29 protein-coding genes are annotated in these 24,774 nt (G+C 29.9%); 25 read left to right on the top strand and 4 right to left on the bottom strand.

Going from position 1 to position 24,774, the window contains the following annotated elements; all coding sequences use genetic code 11:
• Window positions 1-193: 193 nt before the first annotated feature.
• Entirely contained in the window at window positions 194-1,399 is a 1,206-nt protein-coding gene (locus tag EII29_RS07280) for a replication initiation protein (RefSeq protein ID WP_125236874.1), read from the bottom strand.
• A 235-nt stretch (window positions 1,400-1,634) separates the two neighbouring features.
• Between EII29_RS07280 and EII29_RS07275 the strand changes: the two genes are divergently transcribed.
• The 16 genes from EII29_RS07275 (at window position 1,635) to EII29_RS12695 (ending at window position 13,269) form a co-directional block, all read left to right on the top strand.
• Window positions 1,635-1,961, top strand: coding sequence for a PTS lactose/cellobiose transporter subunit IIA (locus EII29_RS07275; RefSeq protein ID WP_125236873.1), 327 nt, complete (start codon window positions 1,635-1,637; stop codon window positions 1,959-1,961).
• A gap of 14 nt (window positions 1,962-1,975) precedes the next feature.
• Window positions 1,976-3,379 carry a 6-phospho-beta-glucosidase gene (locus EII29_RS07270; protein WP_125236872.1) on the top strand — a complete coding sequence of 468 codons (1,404 nt, stop codon included), beginning with the start codon at window positions 1,976-1,978 and terminating at the stop codon, window positions 3,377-3,379.
• Window positions 3,380-3,426: 47 nt separating this feature from the next.
• Window positions 3,427-4,863 (top strand): 6-phospho-beta-glucosidase, encoded by a 1,437-nt coding sequence (locus EII29_RS07265; protein WP_125236871.1) that lies wholly within the window; start codon window positions 3,427-3,429, stop codon window positions 4,861-4,863.
• 101 nt (window positions 4,864-4,964) lie between these two features.
• Window positions 4,965-5,420, top strand: a complete 456-nt coding sequence (locus tag EII29_RS07260) for a pyridoxamine 5'-phosphate oxidase family protein (protein WP_125236870.1) — start codon at window positions 4,965-4,967, stop codon at window positions 5,418-5,420.
• Between the two features lie 79 nt (window positions 5,421-5,499).
• Window positions 5,500-6,183, top strand: coding sequence for a YitT family protein (locus EII29_RS07255; protein ID WP_125236869.1), 684 nt, complete (start codon window positions 5,500-5,502; stop codon window positions 6,181-6,183).
• Between the two features lie 49 nt (window positions 6,184-6,232).
• Window positions 6,233-6,376, top strand: coding sequence for a hypothetical protein (locus tag EII29_RS12840; protein WP_233573282.1), 144 nt, complete (start codon window positions 6,233-6,235; stop codon window positions 6,374-6,376).
• Entirely contained in the window at window positions 6,364-6,579 is a 216-nt protein-coding gene (locus EII29_RS12835) for a hypothetical protein (protein WP_233573281.1), read from the top strand. The genes EII29_RS12840 and EII29_RS12835 overlap by 13 nt, the downstream gene beginning before the upstream one ends.
• Window positions 6,580-6,660: 81 nt before the next feature.
• Window positions 6,661-7,044 carry a hypothetical protein gene (locus tag EII29_RS12830; protein ID WP_233573280.1) on the top strand — a complete coding sequence of 128 codons (384 nt, stop codon included), beginning with the start codon at window positions 6,661-6,663 and terminating at the stop codon, window positions 7,042-7,044.
• Window positions 7,045-7,201: 157 nt separating this feature from the next.
• Window positions 7,202-8,620 (top strand): 6-phospho-beta-glucosidase, encoded by a 1,419-nt coding sequence (locus EII29_RS07245; protein WP_125236868.1) that lies wholly within the window; start codon window positions 7,202-7,204, stop codon window positions 8,618-8,620.
• On the top strand, window positions 8,621-9,349 hold the full coding sequence (locus tag EII29_RS07240) for a YitT family protein (protein WP_233573279.1): 729 nt from the start codon (window positions 8,621-8,623) through the stop codon (window positions 9,347-9,349).
• Between the two features lie 147 nt (window positions 9,350-9,496).
• Entirely contained in the window at window positions 9,497-10,327 is an 831-nt protein-coding gene (locus EII29_RS07235; protein ID WP_125236867.1) for a histidinol-phosphatase HisJ family protein, read from the top strand.
• Window positions 10,328-10,348: 21 nt separating this feature from the next.
• Window positions 10,349-10,735, top strand: coding sequence for a VOC family protein (locus EII29_RS07230; protein ID WP_125236866.1), 387 nt, complete (start codon window positions 10,349-10,351; stop codon window positions 10,733-10,735).
• A 384-nt stretch (window positions 10,736-11,119) separates the two neighbouring features.
• Entirely contained in the window at window positions 11,120-11,674 is a 555-nt protein-coding gene (locus tag EII29_RS07225; protein ID WP_125236865.1) for an alpha/beta hydrolase, read from the top strand.
• 594 nt (window positions 11,675-12,268) lie between these two features.
• Window positions 12,269-12,676, top strand: a complete 408-nt coding sequence (locus tag EII29_RS07220; RefSeq protein ID WP_125236864.1) for a glyoxalase — start codon at window positions 12,269-12,271, stop codon at window positions 12,674-12,676.
• Between the two features lies 1 nt (window position 12,677).
• Window positions 12,678-12,917 (top strand): TetR/AcrR family transcriptional regulator, encoded by a 240-nt coding sequence (locus tag EII29_RS12700; RefSeq protein ID WP_199726052.1) that lies wholly within the window; start codon window positions 12,678-12,680, stop codon window positions 12,915-12,917.
• Window positions 12,898-13,269 carry a hypothetical protein gene (locus tag EII29_RS12695; protein WP_199726051.1) on the top strand — a complete coding sequence of 124 codons (372 nt, stop codon included), beginning with the start codon at window positions 12,898-12,900 and terminating at the stop codon, window positions 13,267-13,269. Before EII29_RS12700 ends, EII29_RS12695 begins: the two co-directional genes overlap by 20 nt.
• 84 nt (window positions 13,270-13,353) lie before the next feature.
• Here the strand turns inward: EII29_RS12695 and nadR are convergent, their stop codons facing one another.
• Window positions 13,354-14,442 carry a multifunctional transcriptional regulator/nicotinamide-nucleotide adenylyltransferase/ribosylnicotinamide kinase NadR gene (gene nadR, locus EII29_RS07210; protein ID WP_125236863.1) on the bottom strand — a complete coding sequence of 363 codons (1,089 nt, stop codon included), beginning with the start codon at window positions 14,440-14,442 and terminating at the stop codon, window positions 13,354-13,356.
• Between the two features lie 159 nt (window positions 14,443-14,601).
• Between nadR and uppS the strand changes: the two genes are divergently transcribed.
• The 9 genes from uppS to fni all read left to right on the top strand — a co-directional run bounded on the left by uppS (window position 14,602) and on the right by fni (window position 23,068).
• Entirely contained in the window at window positions 14,602-15,297 is a 696-nt protein-coding gene (gene uppS, locus EII29_RS07205; protein WP_125236862.1) for a polyprenyl diphosphate synthase, read from the top strand.
• Window positions 15,287-16,213, top strand: a complete 927-nt coding sequence (locus EII29_RS07200; RefSeq protein ID WP_125236861.1) for a phosphatidate cytidylyltransferase — start codon at window positions 15,287-15,289, stop codon at window positions 16,211-16,213. The genes uppS and EII29_RS07200 overlap by 11 nt, the downstream gene beginning before the upstream one ends.
• A 70-nt stretch (window positions 16,214-16,283) precedes the next feature.
• Window positions 16,284-17,516: a tyrosine--tRNA ligase gene (gene tyrS, locus EII29_RS07195; protein ID WP_125236860.1), complete on the top strand. Its 1,233-nt coding sequence runs from the start codon at window positions 16,284-16,286 to the stop codon at window positions 17,514-17,516.
• A gap of 77 nt (window positions 17,517-17,593) precedes the next feature.
• Window positions 17,594-17,845 carry a hypothetical protein gene (locus EII29_RS07190; RefSeq protein ID WP_125236859.1) on the top strand — a complete coding sequence of 84 codons (252 nt, stop codon included), beginning with the start codon at window positions 17,594-17,596 and terminating at the stop codon, window positions 17,843-17,845.
• Window positions 17,835-19,163: a tripartite tricarboxylate transporter permease gene (locus EII29_RS07185; RefSeq protein WP_125236858.1), complete on the top strand. Its 1,329-nt coding sequence runs from the start codon at window positions 17,835-17,837 to the stop codon at window positions 19,161-19,163. Before EII29_RS07190 ends, EII29_RS07185 begins: the two co-directional genes overlap by 11 nt.
• Before the next feature lies 1 nt (window position 19,164).
• Window positions 19,165-20,073, top strand: a complete 909-nt coding sequence (gene mvk, locus EII29_RS07180) for a mevalonate kinase (RefSeq protein ID WP_199726050.1) — start codon at window positions 19,165-19,167, stop codon at window positions 20,071-20,073.
• Window positions 20,055-21,014 (top strand): diphosphomevalonate decarboxylase, encoded by a 960-nt coding sequence (gene mvaD, locus EII29_RS07175; protein WP_125236857.1) that lies wholly within the window; start codon window positions 20,055-20,057, stop codon window positions 21,012-21,014. Before mvk ends, mvaD begins: the two co-directional genes overlap by 19 nt.
• Complete coding sequence (locus EII29_RS07170; RefSeq protein ID WP_125236856.1) at window positions 20,998-22,020, top strand: phosphomevalonate kinase; 1,023 nt, start codon at window positions 20,998-21,000, stop codon at window positions 22,018-22,020. Before mvaD ends, EII29_RS07170 begins: the two co-directional genes overlap by 17 nt.
• 13 nt (window positions 22,021-22,033) lie before the next feature.
• Window positions 22,034-23,068, top strand: coding sequence for a type 2 isopentenyl-diphosphate Delta-isomerase (gene fni / locus EII29_RS07165; RefSeq protein WP_233573278.1), 1,035 nt, complete (start codon window positions 22,034-22,036; stop codon window positions 23,066-23,068).
• 344 nt (window positions 23,069-23,412) lie between these two features.
• On the opposite strand, the gene EII29_RS07160 is transcribed toward fni, so the two are convergent.
• Window positions 23,413-23,850, bottom strand: a complete 438-nt coding sequence (locus tag EII29_RS07160; RefSeq protein ID WP_125236855.1) for a Dps family protein — start codon at window positions 23,848-23,850, stop codon at window positions 23,413-23,415.
• Between the two features lie 79 nt (window positions 23,851-23,929).
• Window positions 23,930-24,733 carry a metal ABC transporter permease gene (locus EII29_RS07155; protein ID WP_233573277.1) on the bottom strand — a complete coding sequence of 268 codons (804 nt, stop codon included), beginning with the start codon at window positions 24,731-24,733 and terminating at the stop codon, window positions 23,930-23,932.
• Window positions 24,734-24,774: the final 41 nt, after the last annotated feature.

Raw genomic sequence — 24,774 nt, 5'->3', positions numbered from 1 at the left:
CAAACTGATGATGCTTAGACAGCTGTTTTCCTGACAGAATAATTTCACATTTTTTCAGAAAATTTTGAATGTTAGGAAAAAGTGGAGATATATAGAAGGTAATTTAAAATGAAAATACAGTAAAACTTTTGATAAATTAAAGAATAGATTTAAAATAGCAATCTAAAAACTTAATATTCAAATTATTTTTCGATTATTTTCCTTTTTTAATTACACTTATTATAATAACACTTTCCTTATTTTTAAAATAATGAACATAAACTTTAAAAGTCTCAAAATGTTTTTCTAAAATCTGATCATCCTTTAAAATATTGATTTTGTTGAAAAAGCCTGTATCGAGCAATATTTGAAGCTCATGAACAAGCTCGTATTTTCTTAATAAGGTCGAAATATCAAGTTGAATTAAAAAAGGTGTCGAATACATTTTCTTAATATTGACAATTTCATTGAACTTTTTAGGAGAAGATGCTTGGGCAAAGTCCAAAAGAAGAGCTTTTTTTAAACTTTGTTCGATATTGTCTTTAAAGTTTTCTTTTACAAAAACCGTATTTTTATATACATAATCAAAATTTCTCTTAATTATATAATTTTTAATCAACTCAAATGTTGTGTGGAAATCTTTAATATCTCCTTTCACCATATCAAGGATTTTATTAATATTATCAGTTAATTTAATATTTTTGAGTAGTTTGTCATTTTCAGTTTTACTTTTTAAAGTAAACTTTATTTTATCCACTCTGTTATTTTTAAATTCTCCGATTTTTATTTTTTCATATTGCAATTCAATATCTGAAAAAAGATTAATATCATCAACGGACTTTTTTAAAACCTTTTTTTCAAAATCAAAAAAACGGTCATATTTATTCCCTGTATTTAATATTTCTTTCAATTCTCTCAAGGAAACTTCTATAAAATTATTTTCTGTTTGAGAAGAAATAAGATAAATGTACAGATTATAAGAAAATTCATCTCCCATAAAAATTAAAAAGTCTATTCTGAGCATAGCGAATAATGTATTTATTTTTCTTGCTAAAAGCAGTTCCTTAGAAAAAAGAAAATCTATTTCATTATAAACTATGCTGTAAGAAGAAAGAATCGGAAAGGTTCCTGTAATAATAAGTTTTTTATTGGATGAAACCGAATAAACAAGTTTTTTTGATAATAAATTATTTAAAAATTTCTGTAACTGCTGTATTGAAGTGTATTTTAAATACTGAAGAAGATCATTTAAAGGGATATCAGATATAATGGAAGTTTTTTCAAAGTGTTTCAGCAGTTTGAAACGTACAAAAAGGTATTTTAGAAAATCTTTTTCCTTTTTATTTAAAGGTTTTAAAAATGTGACATTGATTTTTTTATTCTCAAAAAAATTTTTGTTTATGGAATTGGAAATATTCATGTTAATTCTCCTTACAAAAAAATTAAAAATTTTAGAACTTTTATTACTTATTATACACGAAAAATATAATGATTGTAAATCGTTTATTTAAAAAAAGAATTATATTATTGGAAATATTATAATAAAGTAGACGAAAAAATATCAAAAATATATAAAAATTGACATATAAAAATAATATGATATAACTTATGTATAAAGAAAAATATATCAAATAAAATATTTTTAGGAGGAAAAAATGGCTGAGAGTTTTGATTTGGAAACAATAGCGATGACGCTTATAGGACATGCAGGAGAAAGTAAAAGTTTGGCTTATCAGGCCTTATATGCTGCAAAAAAAGGAAATTTCGATGAAGCGGAAAGATTTATGGAGCAAGCGGGAGAAGAAATGCTGAAAGCCCATAATATACAGACAGACCTTATTGTAAAAGAAGCAGGTGGAGAAAAAATAGACATTGGGCTTATAATGGTACATGCTCAGGATCATCTTATGGGAGCCATACTGTTCAAGGATTTAGTAAAGGAATTCATTGATTTGTATAAGACTGTATATGATAAAAAATAAAGGAGATCAAAAAAATGAAAAAGAAAGGTGTTAAAATAGTAACGATAGGAGGAGGTTCAAGTTATACTCCCGAATTGATAGACGGGTTTATAAAGAGAATAAAGGAGCTTCCTGTAAGAGAAATATGGCTAGTAGATATAGAAGACGGAAAAGAAAAATTGGAAATAGTCGGAAAGCTTGCCCGGAGAATGATAAAAGCGGCAGGAATAGACTGTAAAATTCATTTGACTTTGGATAGAAGAAAAGCTATAAAAGGAGCTGATTTTGTAACAACACAGTTTCGTGTGGGGCTTCTTGATGCAAGGATAAAAGATGAGAAAATTCCTTTTGAAAACGGACTTCTGGGACAGGAAACAAACGGAGCGGGAGGAATGTTCAAAGCATTTAGAACCATTCCGGTAATTCTTGATATTGTAAAAGATATAAAAGAACTGGCACCTGACGCATGGCTTATAAATTTTACAAATCCTGCGGGAATGGTAACGGAAGCTGTGCTGAAATACGGAAAATTTGATAAAGTGGTGGGGTTGTGCAATGTTCCTGTTAATCTAATGATGGATTGTGCAAAAATATATGAAAAAAAAGTTGAAGATTTTTTCTTTCAATTTGCAGGATTAAATCATTTTGTATGGTATAATGTGTATGATAAAAAAGGTAACGACATAACTTATGATTTAATGGAAAAGCTTCAGGATGAAGAAAACATAGGTGTAAAAAATATTGTGAACTTCAATTTTGATTATACCCAAATAAAGAATCTCGGTATGCTTCCGTGTCCTTATCATAGATATTACTATTTACAGGATGAAATGTTGAAACAGTCCTTAAAAGATTACAAAGAGAAAGGAACAAGAGGAGAAATAGTAAAAAAAGTGGAAGAGGAACTTTTTGAGCTTTATAAAAATGCCGATTTGCATGAAAAACCTAAACAGCTTGAACAAAGAGGAGGAGCTTATTATTCCGATGCAGCGTGTGAAATTATAAACGGAATTTATAATAATAAAGGGACTGTGATGGCTGTAAATACTAAAAATAAAGGTGCAATAGAAGATTTACCTTATGATTCCGCAGTGGAAATATCTTCGTATATAACATCGTCAGGACCGAAACCTTTAAATTTTGGAAAATTTCCAAATGCAGGGCAGAGGGGGTACATACAGATAATGAAAGCAATGGAAGAGTTGACAGTGGAAGCGGCCGTTACAGGAGATTATGGAACTGCATTACAAGCATTTACGACAAATCCTCTTGTACCGGGAACTGAAATAGCAAGAAAAGTTTTAAATGAGCTGCTGGATGCCCATGAAAAATATTTGCCTCAATTTAAAGAGTATTATGAAAATAGGGAAAAATATAGAGTAGATTTACCGAAAGATAAAAAGGATAAAATAAAAACTGATAAAAAACTGAAAAAATAAAGTAGAAGTATGTAAGATAAGAATTTCTAAAAATAAGGAGGAGAATAATGCAGAACAGACAATTTCCCGAAGATTTCCTATGGGGAGGAGCGGTTGCAGCTCATCAACTTGAAGGAGGATGGAATGCAGGCGGAAAAGGACCGAGTACTGCAGATGTTATGACAGCAGGAGCACACGGGATTCCAAGAAAAATAACTGAAGGAGTAATTCCGGGAGAAAATTATCCGAATCATGAAGCAATAGACTTTTATCACAGATATAAGGAAGACATCGCGCTTTTTGCAGAAATGGGATTTAAGTGTTTCAGAACCTCTATAGGCTGGACGAGAATATTTCCTAACGGAGATGATGAAATTCCCAATGAAGAAGGATTGAAATTTTACGATGATTTATTTGATGAGCTTTTGAAATATGGTATAGAGCCTGTTATTACACTTTCTCATTTTGAAATACCTTTTAATCTTGTAAAAAAATATGGAGGATTCAGAAGCAGAGAAGTAATTGACTGTTTTGTAAAATTTGCAGAAACTGTTTTTAAAAGATATAAAAATAAAGTAAAATATTGGATGACTTTCAACGAAATAAACAATCAGGCATCAAATCTCGATGTAGATATATTTTCATTTACATGTTCCGGAGTAATTTACAAGGACGGTGAAAATAAGGAAGAAACAATGTATCAGGTAGTCCATAATGAGCTTGTGGCAAGTGCAAGAGCAGTAAAAATAGGGAAAAGTATCAATCCTGATTTTCAGATAGGGTGTATGGTTGCATTTGTACCTATTTACCCTTATTCATGTAATCCTGAAGATATGATGCAGTCTGTGGAGTCAATGCACAGTCGTTGGCATTTTTTGGATGTCCATGTAAGGGGAGCTTATCCTAACTATACAAAAAAACTCTGGGAAAGAAAGGGTTTTAACATACAGATAGAGCCTCAGGATTTAATTGATTTGAAAGAGGGAACGGTAGACTATATCGGATTCAGCTATTATATGTCCACTGTGGATAAAGCTGATAAGTCCGGCACTGAAAGAGGAGATGAACTTGTAGGAAAAGTGAAAAATCCCTATATAAAAGAATCGGATTGGGGATGGCCTATTGATCCTGTCGGACTCAGATATGCTCTTAATATAATGTATGAAAGATATAATAAACCTTTATTTATTGTGGAAAACGGATTCGGAGCGATAGATGTAAAAAATAAAAATGGTAAAGTATACGATAATTACAGAATAGAATATTTGAGAGAGCATATTAAGGAAATGCACAAAGCTATAGAAATAGATGGAGTCGAATTAATGGGATATACTCCATGGGGATGTATAGATCTTGTTTCATTTACAACGGGAGAAATGAAAAAACGTTATGGATTTATATATGTAGACAAGGATAACGACGGAAACGGGACACTTGAAAGAAGCCGTAAGGAAAGTTTTTATTGGTATAAAAAAGTAATAGAAAGTAACGGTGAGGAATTGTAAGTCGAAAATTTAAAAATTTAATACAGCAATACTTTTAAAAATAATTAAAGAAGGATATTGGAGCAGTACAAGTAATATGAAAGTTTTGGAGGTGTTTTTAATTGAATATATTTGATAATGAATGTGAAAAACTGTTTAATCAGATGGGAAACGGCAGGAAGATGGTTCTGTCCACTTCCTTGAATGATAAAGTTACCTCAAGAACAATGTCTGTAGTAATTATAAATAAACATTTTTATTTTCAAACAGATAAAAATTTTAGAAAATATGAATATCTCTTGAAAAATCCGAATATAGCTCTTTGCTTTGAAAATGTGCAGATTGAGGGGATATCCGAAGAAATCGGATATCCCTCGGAACAAGTTCAATTTTTGAGTATGTATAAAAAAAATTTCAAAAATTCCTATGAAAATTATTCTTTTCTGGAATCTGAAAGATTATTTGTAGTGAAGCCTGTATATATCCAGAAGTGGATTTATGAAAATGGAAAGCCTTTTATTGAAAAATATTGTTTTGAAGAAAATATATATAAAAGAAAAGTATGTTTATTAAAATGAAATGATGTAGTAACAGTATATTATTTATTTTGTTAAATAGAAAAGACTAAAGAAATATAGAACTAGGAGAACGGAAAAAATGACAAAAAGCATAAAAGCATATGGGTTATTGGGAATATTAATAATACTGGCAGGAGCGGGAATTGCAGTGACAGTAAAAGCGGATGTAGGAGTAGGACCATGGGATGCCATGTCTCTTACTTTTTCTTATCTTACAGGATTAAAAATAGGAACGCTTGGAATAATATTCAATTTCATATGCTTAATAGGACAGAAAATTTTACTTGGAAAGGATTTTAAAAATTCAAGTATTTGGCAAATAGTTGTTTCAATACTATTGGGAATTGCAATAAACTTTTTTGCTTATACCGCATTTAAAAATTTAGTATTTCCCAATTATATTATAAGGCTTACTGCTTCCATAACTTCGACTGTGTTTTTAGCGGCAGTAATAGGAGCGATAGTAGTATTGGGAATAACGAGCTTTGCATTGGAAGGATTTTGCAGTGCGGTTCACAGAAAGACGGGGATTCCTTTTGGAAAATTCAGACAGTGGGTAGATTTTTTCTGTGTAACTGTTTCAATAATTCTTACTTTTATATTTTCCCTTAAATGGTCTTTGAGGGAGGGGACTATAATTTCCATGCTGCTGTTCGGCCCTTTAATGGGAATATTTATGCCTAAAATTGAAAAAATGTTTGAAAAATGGGGAATAGTAGATGGAAAAAGTGAGCTTGAAAAAGAAATAGAAGAAATGGAATAATAAAAATTTTTTGAAGAGGAAAAAAATGATCATTCATAAACTGGAAAAAATGGAAAATTTTACAAACAGTGAAAAGAATATTGCCGAATACATATTGAAAGATCTGAAAGATATTCATACATTTTCAGCAGAAAAATTGGGAAGAAAATCTTTTACAAGTAAAGTTTCAGCTGTAAGATTATGCAGAAAATAAATATTGGAAGATATAGAGAATTTCAGAGAGAAATTGACAGGAAAGTAAATGAAATGAAGAAGATAGAATTTTTTTTAAGTAAAGAATCTTTAAATATTTCAATTAAATATGAAGATATTGTATCTTTCACGCCTTTACTTTATGAAAAAATTATTTCAGATACGAAACTTATTTTGTCACCTTCAATAATGAAAAAATTATAGAAAAATTGAAAAAGGCAAAAAAATTGAAATATATGGGATAGGAATCAGCTATACTGTAGCAAAACTGGCAGCTTTTAAATTATGACATTGGGTATTGAAAGTGAAGCTTATGACGGTATAAATGAACATTATATAGTAGCAAGTCGGAAAGGTAAAAATGATTTGGCAATTATTATTTCTCTTTTTTTGAATAATCTATATATGATAAAAATAGCAAATAAACTGAAAAAAAGAAAGATTTATGTCGTAGAGATAGGAGATACTCCAACTTCGGAATTTATAGAAGCTTGTTCGGAATATATGGGGATATGCATGAAAGAATATGTTTTAACTTTAGAAATGCTTGCTATTTTAGCCGGAATAAATTACGTTTTTGACATATTTTTTGCTTCGTTACTTGTAAATAATTATCACAAAAATGTAAATACGTATATTGAAGTTATGAAAACAGAGAAAAATAAATGAAAATTTATTTATCTGAAACAAAAGTGTCAGAAAAAATTTGTATATCGGAAAAAATGAAACAATAGAACAAAATCATAGGAAATAATTGATTTTTTCAAAAAACGATGTTATATTATTTTATAAAAATTGAGTAATTGAAAATTAAGGAGGTAACAATATGGGATTCAGGAAAGATTTTTTATGGGGCGGAGCAACAGCTGCAAATCAGCTCGAAGGAGCCTATAATGTAGATGGAAGAGGGCTTGCCAATGTCGATTTATCTCCTGTAGGTAAAGACAGGGAAGCTGTAATCACAGGGGAAAGAAAAATGCTGGAATTTGAAGACGGATATTTTTACCCTGCCAAGGGAGCAATAGATTTCTACCACAGATATAAGGAAGATATAGCGCTATTTGCTGAAATGGGCTTTAAGACATACAGAATGTCCATAGCATGGACAAGAATATTTCCTAGAGGAGATGAGAATACCCCCAATGAAAAAGGATTGGAATTTTATGAAAATATATTCAGAGAATGTAAAAAATACGGGATAGAACCTTTAGTTACAATAACTCATTTTGATTTTCCCGTTCACCTTATAAAAGAATATGGAGGATGGAGAAACAGAAAAATAACAGATTTTTATAAAAAACTATGTGAAGTAATATTTAAGAGATATAAAGGACTTGTAAAATACTGGCTTACATTTAATGAGATAAATATACTTTTACATGCACCGTTTATGGGAGCGGGAATTGTATTTGAAGAAGGAGAGGACAGGAAGAAAGTTTTATATACCGCAGCACATAATGAATTGGTTGCCAGTGCATGGGCGACAAAAATAGCTCATGAAATTGATCCTGAAAATAAAGTAGGTTGCATGCTTGCAGCGGGTAAATTTTATCCGTTGACTGCAAAACCTGAAGATGTATGGGAAGCTCTTGAAAAAGACAGAGAGAATTATTTTTTCATAGATGTTCAGGTGAGAGGATATTATCCGAATTATGCATTAAAATTTTTTGAAAGGAATAATCTTGAAATAAATATAACGGAAGAAGATAAAAAGTTACTAAAAGAAAATACCGTCGACTTTGTGAGTTTTTCATATTACACAACACGTTGTATATCAAAGGAAGCTTCCGTTTTAGGTGAAGGAAATCTTCTACATTCAATGAGAAATCCTTATATTGAAGTGACGGATTGGGGATGGGGTCTTGATCCTTTAGGCTTCAGAACTACAATAAATGAAATTTATGACAGGTATCAAAAACCTTTATTTGTTGTGGAAAATGGATTGGGAGCAGTAGATGTACCTGATGAAAACGGATATGTGGAAGATGATTACAGAATAGCTTATATGAGAGATCATATAAAAGCTATGAAAGATGCTGTAGAGCTTGACGGAGTTGATTTGATGGGATATACGATGTGGGGACCTATCGATCTTGTAAGTGCAGGAACCGGAGAAATGAAAAAACGTTACGGATTTATATATGTGGACAGGGACAATGAAGGAAACGGAACACTGAAAAGAAGTAAGAAAAAGAGTTTTGATTGGTACAAAAAAGTAATTGCCACTAATGGAGAAGAATTGTAATTGCATAATAAAGAAAGAGGAAAAGTTGTGGGAAATAAACAAAATATTATAAAAGAAATAAAAATATACATAATTATAGTGATATTTCTTATTTTAACAGGGATCGGAGTATCTCTTATAGTTAAAATCGGTATAGGATTGGGGCCTTGGGATGCTGTCGCTCTTACTTTTTCATATCTGACAGGATTGAAAATAGGAACTGTAGGAATGATATTCAATCTTTTATGTATACTGGGACAGTTTATAATAGAAGGGAAAAAATTCAAAAAGATCAGTTTTTTACAGATACTGGTTTTGCTTCTAATTGGAAATGTTGTAAATTATTTTATATATACTGTATTTAAAAATTTATATTTTAATAATTATTTTATAAAATTTATGTTTATACTTATAGGAATTATATTTGTAAGTTTTTCCGTAAGTGCAATTTTGGTGCTTGGAAAACCGACTTTTCCTCTGGAAAGTTTCTGTAGTGCGGTTCATAAAAAAACGAAAATATCCTATTCTAAATTCAGACAATGGGTGGATATGGGAATAATAGCTATTATAACAGTTACAACTCTTTTATTTTCATTGCCGTGGTCTTTAAGAGAAGGAACAGTTCTTTTTGCAATTTTATTCGGACCTTTTCTCGGGATATTTATGCCTAAAATTGAACAGATATTTGAGAAATGGGGACTTATAGATGGAAAAAGTGAAATTGAAAAGGAAATTGAAGGAATTGCATAAAAATAAGAATATAGAATTAAAAAATAATAAATGTAAGATAAATTTAAAATAAATTTGGGAATATGAAAGTTGCTTTAATGAAAAGATACTTTGATTTTAAATAAACTTTATTTTAAAAATAGAAATATTTTACTTAGGGAGGCTGTTATGTTGGCAGATTATCATATGCACTGTAAATACAGTGATGATTCTGATGAAGAACTTGAAAAATCCATAATAAGTGCTATCAATAAAGGATTTTCCGAAATATGTTTTACTGATCATGTAGATTACGGAGTAAAAATAGATCATGATGTCTACAGACAAATGACAGATTCTGAAAAGGAAAAAGTTGTACTGAATGTGGATTATCCGAATTATTTTAAAGAAATAGGAGAATTAAAAGAAAAGTATAAAAATAGAATTACAATCAGACAGGGACTGGAATTTGGGATGCAGATACATACAATAAAAGACTTTCAAAAACTGTTTGATGCTTATGAACTTGATTTTGTAATACTTTCCTGTCATCAGATAAATAACAGGGAATTCTGGAATAATGATTTCCAGAAAGGGAAAACTCAAGATGAATACAATCGTGAATATTATGAAGAAATTTATAAGGTTATGAATAAATATAAAAATTACAGTATTTTAGGGCACTTGGATATGATACAGAGATATAATGAAACTATACATCCTTTTGAAAAATCGGAAGAAATTATTACTAAAATACTGAAAAAAGTAATAGAAGACGGAAAAGGAATAGAAGTGAATACATCAAGTTTCAGATATGGACTGAAAGATTTAACTCCGTCAAGGGATATTTTAAAACTTTATTATGAACTGGGAGGGAAAATAATCACTATAGGTTCGGATGCTCACAAAGCTGAGGATGTAGGGGCTCATATTCCTTACATTCAGGAAGAGTTGAAAAAGATAGGATTTACACATATATGCACTTTTAATAAAATGCAACCGTTATATCATAAGCTTTAAAAAATCCATAAGGAGGAAAAAATGAAAATAAATCATGTGGCTTTGTATACAAAAGAAATTGAAAAATCAAGAAAATTTTATGAAAAATATTTCGGTGCAAAAGCAAATACAAAATATCATAATACTGAAACGACTTTACAAACATATTTTTTAAGTTTTGACGGAAGTGATGTCAGGCTTGAAATAATGACAAGGGAAAATCTTATCGGAAGAGAAGAAAAAGTTTTAAATGAGGGATTCATTCATCTGGCATTCAGTACGGGAAGTACTGCCGAAGTAGACAGGCTGACAAAAATTTTGGTAAATGACGGATATAAGTGTCTCAGCGGACCAAGAACTACAGGAGACGGCTATTATGAAAGTGTAATTGTCGACCCTGACGGAAATTTAATAGAAATTACCGAGTAATAAATAAAATATAAAAATTTTTCTTTTTATGAGAGCTCATTGATGTTCTTATACTCCTGTTATCGGCTGCAAAACTTTTTAATTCTCAAAAATATTCATTATGCTAAAAAAACAGTAAGCTCGTTATGTTCAGACAGCTATTTTTCAAATCAGAATAATATCATATTTTTGGAGAAATTTATATAAAAGTATTAACTTTTTTTAATAAATTAGAATTATAATTTTTATATTTTTGATTCTTTTCAATAATGAAGAAGAAAAAGTTCGATAATCTTAAAAGTTTATAAGTTATGTTAGTTTTTTAGTTATCGAATTTTTTAATTCTGTAAGATATTTTTTAGAATATGATATTATAATTTAAAATAAAATCAAGGAGGAAAAAACATGAAAAAACAATTATATATAATTCACGGATATAGTGCAACACCCGAAGAACATTGGTTTCCATGGTTGAAAAAACAGTTTGAAAATAAAGGATGGAATGCTTCGGTTCTTAGAATGCCTGATTCTGAAAATCCTAAAGTAAATGAATGGATTGAAACATTAAATAAAAATGTGAAAGAACTGAATGAAAATACTTATTTTGTAGCTCATAGTCTGGGAACGATTACATTACTTAAATATCTTACTCAATATGAGGAATTACCTGAATTTGGAGGATTTGTTCTCGTTTCGGGATTTGACAGAAAAATACCCAAATACGAGGTACTGCATCCATTTGTAGAAGGAAAAACGGACTATAAAAAGATAAATTCCAAAGCAAAGAAGAGATTTGTAGTAGCATCGGAAAATGACACTATAGTTCCTATAGAATTAAGTAGAGAAATGGCTGAAAAACTTAATGCCGAACTTTATATTTTAAAAAAAGCAGGCCATTTTTTAGCGAGAGAGGGAATTACAGAATTACCTTTAGTAGAAGAACTTTTGGAAAAAGAATGATTTTAAATAAGAATAAATTTATATTTTTGTATTTAAAAAAATTTCATTGCCGGAGGGAAAGTGAAGTATTAAATAAAAAGTCATAGTATTCAGATTATTTCAATAAAAGATACAGGAATGAATGCAAAGAAAAGTGATTGTTTCAGCGGGGCGGATTTGTGAGTTTTTAGTGAGTTGAGTGTTTTTTGAATATGAAATGATTGAGTTGGATAAGTTTTTGTCGTAAGAATTATTTGTGCCTTTACATAGTTATTGATGATTGTAAAATTTTTTAAAACTTCAAAAATATTTACTTCATTTAAAAAACAGCAAGCTTATTTCTTTCAGACATAAAATTTCTTATGAGAATAATTTCATATTTTCCGGGAAAATTTGAAATATCGGGAGAAGAAAATAAAATTTTAATATATAAAATAAAATGACAGTAAAACTTTAAAAATAAATATAAGAGGGAGATTCATCATTTGTTTTACTTATAAAACAAGAGATGAATTAATTTTTAAATTTATTTTTTTATTGAATAATTAACATACATTCCGTATGTATGTTAAAATATAAATATAATAAAATTATATTTATATAAGAGTGATTTAGATGATAAACAGTTTTTACCCTGTAATTATGAGTAAAAATATAAAGAAGGAAGCTGAATTTTTTAAGAAAGTATTTAAATTTAAAGAAACTTTTGTAAGTGATTGGTATATTAGTTTAAAAAATGAAAAAAAATTTGAAATAGCCTTTATTGACAGTCAGCATGAAACAATACCGGAGAAATATAGAAAAAAATGTGAAGGAGTTATTCTTGATATTGAAGTAGAAAATGTGAATGAAGTATTCTCATATATTGAATCTCAAAAAGAAATTTTTATCTTATTGAAATTAAAAGATGAAGATTTTAGACAAAGACATTTTATTATTGAAAATGCAGATGGAATTTTAATTGATATTATACAGATTATACATCCTACTGAAGAGTTTTTAAAACTATACAGAGAGGTATAAAATGAAAAAAAATAAAAAAGAATTAGCTTCGATGGAAACAATAGAAAAATTAATTGCTATATCACGTAGACACTTTACACAAAATGGATACTCAAAAACTTCTTTAGAGGCAATTGCAGAAGAAGTCCAAATGACAAGAGGAGCATTATATCATCATTTTAAAAATAAAAAAACGCTTTTTTTATCAGTTTTAAAAAAGGTTCAACAGGAAGTTGCTGAAAATGTGGAAAAAAGTCCTTAATTTTAGTGATGTTTGGGGACAATTAATAGGAGATTGTACAGGTTTTATAGATGCAGCAATTTTAGAAAAAAATAAAAGAATATTGTTAATAGATGCACCAAATATTATCGGATGGGATAAATGGAGAAAAATTGATAATGAAAACTCAGTTTCACATTTGGAGGAACATTTTACAGTTTTGCAAAATCAAAAAAAATTAGTTGATTTGGAAATTTCTGTAATATGTCGTATGATATCAGGAGCATTAAATGAATTAACATTGTATTTTTCTCAAAAAGAAGAAATTGATAAAAAAGAAATACATAATTCTATAGTTTGTTTATTAGAAGGTTTTAAAAGTAAAAAAGATTGAATTAGTTAAAATATGAAGTTTATAAAATATTTTTCAAAAAATGTAGAAAAAATGCGAGGGCATTAATAGCCCTCTTAATTTTTACTATATGAATGAATCTGCAATTTCTTGTAAATTATCCTTTCCATCCAGATAAGCTTTTATAATTTCCTGACAGGCAAGATATCTTTTTTCGTAATTGTCCGACTTTACAGTAATGTAAGGAATATTATATTCTTTATATAATTCTTTCAGCAAATTCTGAAATTTTTTCCGCCTGCTGTCTTCTCCAATGGAACGTAAACCGTCATTTACCCATTTCACATTATTTTCGAGAAGTATCGTCAAGTCAAATTTATAATTACGAACAAATTCTCTTATAATAGGATTGTCTTTCTTTTCATAAGTTAGGCAGAACGCTAATGTAGTTATGTAATCTGTATCTATTAAGGCAAATTTATTGGCATTTCTTGCTGCATACAGGACATTTGACTGATGACCGAATACAATTTTTTCATAATCTGAATACTGGAGAGCATCTTCATCGCCTCCTAGTTTTTCATAAACATATTCACGCCCGTATTCCCAAGCTGAAGAAGTATTAAAAACATTTGCGAGTTTATCTATCATTACGCTTTTTCCACTGCTTTCTCCTCCACAGATTGTAATAATCGGAATTAGATGTTCTCTTACTTCACGGGGAAGAAATTCCCAGTATTTACTTGGATTTTCCCTAATTTCCCACGAATTTACAGGGTATTCCGAATATTCAGGGTCAATAGATTTGGTTTTTGCATTAAAGAATTTTAAATTATATTTTTCATCGTCTTTTCTATTACTTATAAATAAAACGTCATTTTCCCAGCTTAGACCGGGTTCCCTTTCTTCTATTTCTTTTTTCAGGATTTCCGACCATTTTTCCCATCCTTCAGGGAATGGAGGGCAACCGCTTTCATCAAATAAAAAGGACGAAACATTTTTCTGATTTTTAAAAGTCTGTTTTACAAACCTGAGTCTGTCTTTTGGTGTAATTTCTTTTATAAAACGTGAATTTGAAACCATTTCCGTATCTCCTGTATCAGAAAAGGAAACTACGACATAAACTTTATCAACTAAACCGCTTGCTCTTTGAATTAAATTCACATGCCCTATATGAAGGGGTAGAAATTTTCCTACTACAATCCCTATTTTCATTTATATTCATTCTCCCACAATAAAATTAGCTATTTGAATTAATTATATCATATAAATTCAAAACATCAAATTTAATTTAAAAAAGATTTTTAAAATTTTTGAAAAATATGGTAAAATATAAGTAATTTATAAAAAAACAGTTCTTTTGAAAGGATATATATGGAATTGACAATACCGAAACATGTGGCGATAATAATGGACGGTAACGGAAGATGGGCAAAAGAAAAGGGGAAAATAAGACTTGAAGGGCATAGACAAGGGGCTGCTAATCTGGAAAAAATAATAGAGCACTCAATGAAAATAGGAATTAAATACCTGACTGTATATGCTTTTTCCACTGAAAACTGGAAAAGACCCGAAAAAGAAATAAACGGTCTGATGGAACTGTTCTCGAAATATCTTGACGGTAAAAAGAAAAATTTGAAAAAACAGGGGATAAAGCTTCTTATAACAGGATCTGAAGAAAATATTTCTGAAAAATTAATAAAAAAAATAAAAGAAACTCAGAAATATTTGGAAAACTGTGAAAATATGGTTTTCAACATAGCATTCAACTATGGAGGAAGAAAAGAAATAACAGATGCTGTAAATAAAATACTGGAAACAGGTAAAAAAAATATAACTGAAACTGAGTTCAGAGAATATTTGTATAGACCTGATATTCCGGATCCCGAACTTATAATAAGGACAAGTGGTGAATTCAGAATAAGTAATTTTCTTCTTTGGGAAATTGCATATTCGGAATTTTATGTAACTGATGTTTACTGGCCTGATTTTACACCTGAAGAATACGATAAGGCTATTATGTCTTTTAGTAGGAGAGACAGGAGGTATGGAGGTTTGAATGCTAAGTAGAATATTTGTAATTATATTATTTGTACCATTTCTTCTTTGGATTTTTTTGAAAGGTGATATTATGTTCTTAATATTCACTATGGTAATAATAGGTGTTTCCCTTCAGGAATTTTATAAAATGTTGAAAGATAAGGGATTTGAAGTTGCAAGTAGAATAGGAATGGGATTGGGGTTATTTCTTCCTCTGGCAATATATTTTCAGGAAAATTCAAAAAATATATTTTCATTTTTTAAAATGAGGTTTTTGGAGCAAATAAATTTTGATATGGGAGGATATATAGTTTTTGCATTAATGCTTATAGCTTTCAGACAAATTTTGAAAGTTAAGATTAAAGGTGCAATGGCGGAAATATCGTATACATTATTCGGAATAATATATATTGCTTACTTTTTTTCATATATATTACTTATAAAATATGAGTTTCCTAATGGAAATGTAATAGTTGCAATGACATTTATATTAATTTGGGCATGTGATATTTCTGCATATCTTGTAGGGATTTTAATAGGAAGAAAAATATTTAAACAGAGACTTGCTCCGAAAATAAGTCCGAATAAATCTATTGAAGGAGCAATTGCAGGGATTTTGGGAGTGTTTATTGTGATTTCATTTTTTGATAAAATATATTTATTTATAGCAAAAATTCTTTGCAGTATTTCAATGATTTCAAAAACTTGCAGTTTAAGTTATGATTATATTGCAATATCAGGTTGGAAAGCTTTTCTTCTTGCCCTTGCTATAGGTGTATTTGCAGAGTTGGGGGACCTCGTGGAATCAAAAATAAAAAGAGAACTTGAAATAAAAGATTCAGGAAGTCTGTTATTAGGACATGGAGGATTTCTTGACAGATTTGACAGTGCATTATTTGTATTGCCTATAGTTTATGTATTTATGAAGTATGTAGTGCCTATGTAAAAAATATATAATTATATAAAAATTAAATTTTAATAAGAAAAATATCGCAAGATAAAAGTAGGAGGAAAAAATGAGTATTAATAATGAAGAAGAAATAAAAAAAGAAGTTGAAAGACAGTTTGATATATTAAAAAGAGGCTGTGAAGAAATAATAAACGAACATGAGCTTAAAAAAAAGCTTGAAAAGTCGATTTCTACAAATACTCCTTTAAGAATAAAACTGGGAATAGATCCATCGGGAACGGATTTGCATTTAGGCCATGCAGTACCTTTGAGAAAGTTGAAGCAGTTTCAGGACTTGGGACATCAGGTTTTATTTCTCATCGGAACATTTACAGGAAGAATAGGAGATCCTACGGGAAAATCCGAAACAAGAAAAATGCTCACTGCCGAACAGGTGAATGAAAATATAAAAACATATCTGGAACAAGTGTCATTAATACTTGACCTGGATAAAATAAAAGTAGTGTACAATGCCGATTGGCTTGAAAAACTTACGCTAGAAGATGTTTTAAAGTTACTTTCACAGTTTACAGTATCTCAGATGATTTCAAGGGAAGATTTTTCAAAAAGACTTTCAGAAAATAAGCCGGTATCACTTATAGAATTTATGTATCCAATACTTCAGGGCTATGATTCTGTGGAACTTAAAGCGGATGTCGAGCTTGGAGCTACAGAGCAGAAATTTAATTTACTAAGGGGAAGAGATTTACAGAAAAATTTCGGTCAGGAACAGCAAGTGTGTATGATAATGCCTATTCTTGAAGGACTTGACGGAGTTGAAAAAATGAGTAAATCTCTAAATAATTATATTGGAGTTAAAGACAGTCCAAATGATATGTTTGGAAAAATAATGTCGGTATCTGATGAATTAATGTACAGATATTATGAAGTAATTACCGAAATTCCTCAGGAAATAATAAAAAAGATGAAAGAGGATATCGAAAAAGGGTCTCTTCATCCTATGGAAGTTAAAAAAAGATTAGGAGAAGAAGTTGTAAAAATATACCATAACGAAGAGGAAGCTAAAAAAGCGAGGGAATGGTTTGAAAATGTATTCAGCAGGAAGAACCTCGATGTAGATTTACCTGAAATAGAACTTCCTTATGAAGAAATAGGAATAATAGATTTATTAGTGAAAAAAACAGGTCTTCTATCTTCAACAAGTGAAGCGAGAAGACTCATAGAACAAGGTGGTTTTAAGGTGAACGATGAAGCGGTGAAAGATGTAAAAGTGTCTATTACTCCTGAAAAAGGGATGGTAATAAGAGCAGGAAAAAAGAAAATTATAAAAATAAAATAAAAACGGAAATCAATAAAAACCTGCACATATAAAGATGAAGTATAGAAGGAGAAGTTTTTAATTTAAGGAGATAAAATATGAAAAATGAGAGACTTATAAAAATATGGGGAGATATAGTTTCAATAAGTGAACTGGTAATATCTATAATTATTGTAGCTATAACTACATTTGCAGGATATTTCCTTTCTTTCGGTATTCAGATAAATGTAGATCCGAAAGCTATACAGCTTTTATTCGGACTGGCAGGAACAACAGCGGGATTTATAATAACAAGCCTTTTATTCAGACCAAAAAGAAAATTAAAAACGGAGGGCATAAATGATATTTGAAATAGTCATAGCTGCATTGGCAGCAGTGTTTATATATACTGTAATCGGTTTCGTTCCGGGAACTGATGAAACAAGTGTCCTACTTCCTATAACACTTATGCTTGTATTGGCAGGGGCATCTGAAGTGATAATATTGAGTTTCTTTATTTCAGCAATAATCACGCTAAATCTTATAAATCTTATGCCTGCAATTTTGGTAGGACTACCTGGGGGTGTAATGTCTACACCTATGATAGAAAGTGGATTTATACTCAAGAAAAAAGGATTAAGTGCCACGGTAATAAAAAAAATGGCACTATCTGCGGTAATAGCGACATTTATTTCAATAATAATATCACTTCTTCTGGCGAATGCATTAGTTCCTTTTGGAGAATCTATAAAAGCATATTCAAAATATTTTTTTGTGGCAGGAGCGGTATTTTTATCACTTATAAGTAAAAATAAGGCATTATGTCTTATTTCCATTATTCCGGGAGCTATTCTCGTAATGGCGTTAAGACATCTTTATTATGCTATTGAAGTAGTTCCTCCAACAAAAAATATTACGACATCTTTTTTTATCGGAATAACAATAGGACCTTTGTTTGTATCCATGATTTCGCTTTTAAATAAAGAATCTTTAAAAGAAATGGAAGTAAAGGAATATGATAATGTTATTCTTCCTGAATCTGAAGACAGTAAAAAGGTGAAATTAACCAAGGAAGAAATGAAGATTTCCGTTTTATCTTCAGTAATTGTAAATTTTCTTTTTGTATTAAGTCCTGTAGGATTGCTTATTTTATCCAAAGAACTTATAGGGAAAGGAAAAGATGAAACAATCTCCCACACTGAAAAGCTTGTAGGAATGGGTGCAATAGCTCAGGCTACTTATTTATCAGGAATAATAATATCTCTTTTCGGATTGGGGATACCTTTATCTCCTGCAGCTATAGGTCCGGGAGCTGCATTGTTTGAAGCGGGAGATAGGTTTAAAATAGGAAATAATATTCATAATTTACTTCCAAAAGAAACTTTTATAATTACTGTATTAATTTCTGCGTTGATAGCGGCAGGATTGAGCTATTTTCTTATTACAAGATATGCTTTTAAAATAACTTATTTCGTTATGACAAGAATACCTCATGAAGCCGTACTTGCAGTATTTGTTTCTTTTATATTGTTGCTTTCCTATATGGAAGCAGGTATTATAAATATATTTGGGGTATTTTTAATAGGTCTTTACAGCGGATTTATGAATAAACTTGGAGTAAATTACGGAGTTCAGTTTATGACGTTGTATGCTTCTTCATTCATTGTACAGATAATAGGAGGAATTTAGTATGTTAATCGGCATAGGAAAAAATGAGAATATTGCTGAAAAAATAGGTGTCGGGAAAGCACATTCAAAAATAATACTGATAGGAGAACATTCAGTAGTTTATGGCTATCCTGCCATTGCCATTCCTTTAAAAAACGTAACTGTAAAGTGTAAAGTAACACTTTCAGATAGACTGTTTTCATATAATCCTGAAGATACTTTGTCAACAGCTGTTTATGAAGCATTAAAATATCTGGGAAAAGAGAATGAAAAAATAAAATATGAAGTAGAATCTGAAATTCCTGAAAAAAGAGGCATGGGTTCTTCAGCAGCTGTAAGTATAGCAGGAATCAAAGCCGTATTTAACTACTTCGGAAAAAAGCCCGAAAAAAATATTCTTGAAGAACTTGTAAATAAAGCTGAAATTGTGGCTCACACTACTCCGAGCGGTCTTGACGCAAAAACATGTCTAAGTGATAAAGCTGTAAAATTTATCAGACAAGCGGGATTTTTCAATATTAATTTGAATTTGGGAGCATATCTTATAATAGCGGATTCAGGAATTCAGGGGAAAACCAGAGAAACTGTAACTATGATAAGAGAAATGGGAGAAAAAGCGGAGCCTATGCTTTCAGAACTTGGAAAACTTACAGAAGAAACAGAAAAATATATAGAAGAAAAAGATTTAATCAATATAGGAAGAAATATGCTTAAAGCAAATAAAGAGCTTTCAAAACTTGGTTTAAGTACAATGAAGACAGATTTACTCATAGATGAGGCGATGAAAGCGGGAGCATTGGGAGCAAAAATATCAGGTGGAGGGCAGGGAGGCTGTATCATAGCTCTGACTGATGATGAAAAGAAGGCAGATATAATAAAACAGGCTTTAAAAGAAAAAGGAGCAGTAAATATATGGACAGAAAAACTGTAAGATCCTATGCCAATATAGCAATTATAAAATATTGGGGGAAAAAAAATGAAAAAAATATGATACCTGCTACAAGCAGCATATCTCTTACATTGGAAAATATGTATACCGATACGGAAATAAGTTTCATTGATAATAATGGAGATAAATTCATTGACAAGGATTTATTTTATCTGAATGGAGAGCTTCAGGATGAAAAGCAGACTGAAAAAATAAGTAACATAATAAATATGTTCAGAGAAGATAAAAATCGGAGAGTATTAATAAAAACTGAAAACAGCATGCCGACAGCAGCAGGATTGTCTTCAAGCTCAAGTGGGCTTTCGGCGGTAATAAAAGCATGTAATAAGCTGTTTGACAAAAATCTTTCAAGAAATGAAATGGCAGGAATTTCAAAATTCGGATCAGGTTCTTCTGCAAGGAGTTTTTTCGGTCCTATAGGTGCATGGGATAAAGATACAGGAGAAATATATGAAATAAAAACAGATTTAAAGCTCGCAATGATTATGCTTGTACTGAATGAAGAAAAGAAAATAATATCAAGTAGGGAAGGGATGAAACTTTGTAGTGAAACTTCCACAGTATTTGAAAAATGGGTAAAAGATTCTGAAAAAGATTATGAAGATATGAAAAAAGCGTTAACTGAAAATGATTTTAAAAAAGTAGGAGAGCTGACTGAAAAAAATGCTTTGGCAATGCATGAAACAACATTATATACAACTCCTCCTTTTTCGTATCTGACAGATAAAAGCAGGGAAGCAATGGATTATGTCAGAGAGCTGAGGGAAAAAGGAGAAAAATGCTATTTTACAATGGATGCAGGACCTAATGTGAAAGTTCTGTGTCTTGAAGAAAGTTTTGAAAAACTGAAAAATATATTGAAAAAGAAATATAATATAATAGCATCAAAAACGAAGGTGATTTCTGATGACGATAGGGAATAGGGAAGATAATGGAAAATTAGTCAAAGTAAAAACTTGTGGAAAACTTTACATAGCAGGAGAATATGCAGTATTAATTTCAGGTCATAGTGCAGTTGTAAAAAATGTAAATATTTACATGGAAGCAAAAATAAAATTTTCAAATAATTATAAGATATATTCTGATATGTACGGTTATTCAGTGTCTTTAGAAAAAAATGAAGATTACTCCCTTATACAGGAAACTGTAAATATTGTAAATGAATACCTTTACATAAAAGCAATAAAAACTTTCCCCTTTGAGTTGAATATAATGGGGAAAATGGAAAATAACGGCAAAAAATACGGTATAGGATCAAGTGGAAGTGTGGTAATATTAGTAATAAAGGCAATGATAAAATTATATAAATTGAAAATTTCAAAAGAGGAAGTTTTTAAATTATCTTCTTATATACTTTTAAAAAGAGGGGATAATGGTTCAATGGGAGATTTGGCATGTATAACTTACGAAAGTCTCATTGTCTATACTTCGTTTGACAGAGGAAAAGTAAGTACGGAAATAGAGAAAAAATCCCTTGGAAAAATAATGGATATGGATTGGGGATATAGTATTGAAAAATTAAAATGTAAGGAGAAATATGAATTTTTAGTAGGTTGGACAAAAAAGCCTTCAATTTCTAAAGATATGATAAATCATGTGAAAAAATCTATTAATGAAAAATTTCTGGAAAATTCCGATAGAAATGTACGTGAGCTTGTAAAAGGAATAAAAACAGGAAATTGTAAAATGATTGGGAACGCTTTAGATAAAGGGGGAAAGTTACTGAAAAATTTGGATAAGTCGATATATAGCAATGAACTTGAAAAACTTGTAAAAGCTTCTGACGGTCTTGATATATTTTCAAAAAGCAGTGGAGCCGGGGGAGGAGACTGCGGGATAGCTGTATCCTTTAATAAAAATGATACGGAAATTTTGATTGAAAGATGGAAAAAGGAAAATATAGATTTACTTTATTCATCAGAACTGTAAAATAGGAGGAAATATGCCTGATAATGACATATATGGAAAAATGAACAGAAAAGATGATCATATAAATCATGCCTTAAAATATGAGAGTGCATATAACAGCTTTGACGATATAGAACTGATACATCATTCAATACCTGAATATAATATGGAAGATATCGACACTTCCGTATGTTTTGCGGGACATAAATTTGAATGCCCTTTTTTTATAAATGCCATGACAGGGGGAAGTCAAAGAGGAAAAGAAATAAACAGAAAATTAGCAAAAGTTGCACAAGAGTGCGGATTACTTTTTATAACGGGCTCTTACAGTGCAGCACTAAAAAATCCTGATGATAATTCTTTCAGGATAGTGAGGGAAGAAAATAAAGATTTACTTTTAGGAACAAATATCGGAGCGGATAAAGATTATAAAGACGGAATTAAAGCAATAGAAGATTTGAACCCATTATTTCTTCAAATACATGTAAACTTTATGCAGGAGCTTATAATGGCTGAAGGAAGCAGAAATTTCAGCAAATGGCAGGAAAATATAAAAGGATTTACAGAAAATATAAAAATTCCTCTTATTCTTAAAGAAGTGGGATTTGGAATGAGTAAGGAAACTGTAAGGAAAGGAATAGAACTGGGGATAAAAACTTTTGATATAAGCGGAAGAGGCGGAACAAGCTTTGCCTATATTGAAAATGCAAGGAGGAATAACAAATTTTCTTATTTAGATGACTGGGGACAAACGACAGTTGTTTCACTTTTAAGTGTAAAAGAATACATGGATAAAGTAGAAATAATAGCAAGCGGAGGTATCAGAAATCCGTTGGATATAATAAAATCATTAGTATTGGGAGCTAAAGGAGTCGGAATTTCAAAGGCAATACTGAAACTTATTGAAGAAAATTCCATTGAAGAAGTCATTAAAACTTTAGATAGTTGGAAACATGAATGTAAGATTATAATGTGTGCATTAAACTCTAAAAATATAAGTGATTTGAAAAATGTAAAATATATATTATATGGAAAAACAAAAGAGTTTACAGAACAGAGGAAATTATAAGATTTTTCTTCATGAGAATTCATTACTGACTTCACACATTCACTACCAACAGCAAAATTTTTTAATCCTCAAAATTATTTATTATACTTGAAAAATAGAAAATTTATTGTCCTCAGATAATTGTTTTTTCACCGGTATAATATTATATTTTTTCGGAAAAATTTTGAATGTCGGGAAGTTTAAAATAAATAAAGTATAAGGCCGTTAAATTAAAAATAAAATTGCGACATTTAAATCATTTCAACAAAAAAATATGAAAATGAACATTTAGAGAAATAAAAAAACTATTCTTAAAATTTTAAGAATAGTTTTTTTGTTAGGTCAGGTAAAAAATTGAAAAACTATTATTTTAAGTAAGCATTTAACATCCATAGATTTTTTTCATATTCTGAAATATATTCATCAAGCATTGCTGAAGTTCCATAATCATTTTCACTATCAGCAACTTCTTTAGTTTCTTTTAAAAGGTTAAGCATAGCTTCAAAATCCGATTTTACTGAATTAACAACATTTTCAACTGAAATTTCTTTATTTTCAGCTTCTTTAAGAGTAGTAAGTTCTAAATAATCTTTTAAAGTACCGTATGGTCTTCCTCCCACAGAAAGTATTCTTTCAGCTACTTCATCTATCTGCTCGCTGATTCCGTCATAGAAATCTTCCAATTTTGCATGTATAGTGAAGAATCCTTTACCTATGACATTCCAGTGATAATTCTGTACTTTTCTATAAAGTACATTTAAATTTACTAAGTATAGATTTAATTTTTCTACAGTTTTACTCATTGTTATCCTCTCCTTATTTTAAAATTATTTTATAATTATAATCATTACAAATTAATTATATAAAATATTAAAAAAATTGTCAATCATTTTTTCGAAAAAAAGAAAAAAATTTTATTATGACAATCAAAATAATTAATGATACTATTATGGAAGGACCTGACGGAATATTAAGCACATATGAAAAATATAATCCCGAAAGAATTCCTAAAAAGGAAAAAAGTACTGACAGTAATATAATAACTGAATATTTTTTTGCTACAATGGATGCAGCGGCTTGGGGAATCGTCAATATGGAAATAATAAGAATAATTCCTATTGTCTTTATATTTATTATTATTGCTGAAGATATAAGAGTAATCATAAAATAATTTATGAAAGAAACAGGTACTCCGTATATTCCATATAGTTTCTCGTCAAAACTAGTATATACAATTCCTTTATAGTACACAATAAAAAATATTACTGTAATAATGTCCAGTATTAAAAGAGAAATTATATTTGTATTGTTTGAAAGCAGTATATTTCCGAATAAATAGGTAGACATATCTGCCTGATAACCGGGAGTAATAAAGGAAAATATAATTCCTACCGCCATTCCCAGTGACATTACCATTCCTATTCCTAAATCACTGTTTACATTGAAAAAATCCTTTAAAAGAAGTATAAGTATCCCCGACAATATAGAAAAAAATAATCCAAAAATTAACGGATCTTTTACAGGAAGTTTAAAAAAATGAATAAGGAAAATTCCTATCCCTATTCCTCCATATGAAGCATGGCTTATACTTGAAGAAATAAAAACCATTTTTTTATTTACAATATATGTTCCTATTATTCCGCAACATACACTTGAAAGAAATCCTACAATGAGAGCATTTCTCATAAAAGAGTATTCAAAAAAATCTATGAAGTTCATTTTTCCCC

Origin of the sequence: Leptotrichia sp. OH3620_COT-345, assembly GCF_003932895.1 — a bacterium.
GTDB lineage: Bacteria > Fusobacteriota > Fusobacteriia > Fusobacteriales > Leptotrichiaceae > Pseudoleptotrichia.
Note: the sequence above shows the minus strand (reverse complement) of the source record. Positions and strands in the feature narration are given on the sequence as shown.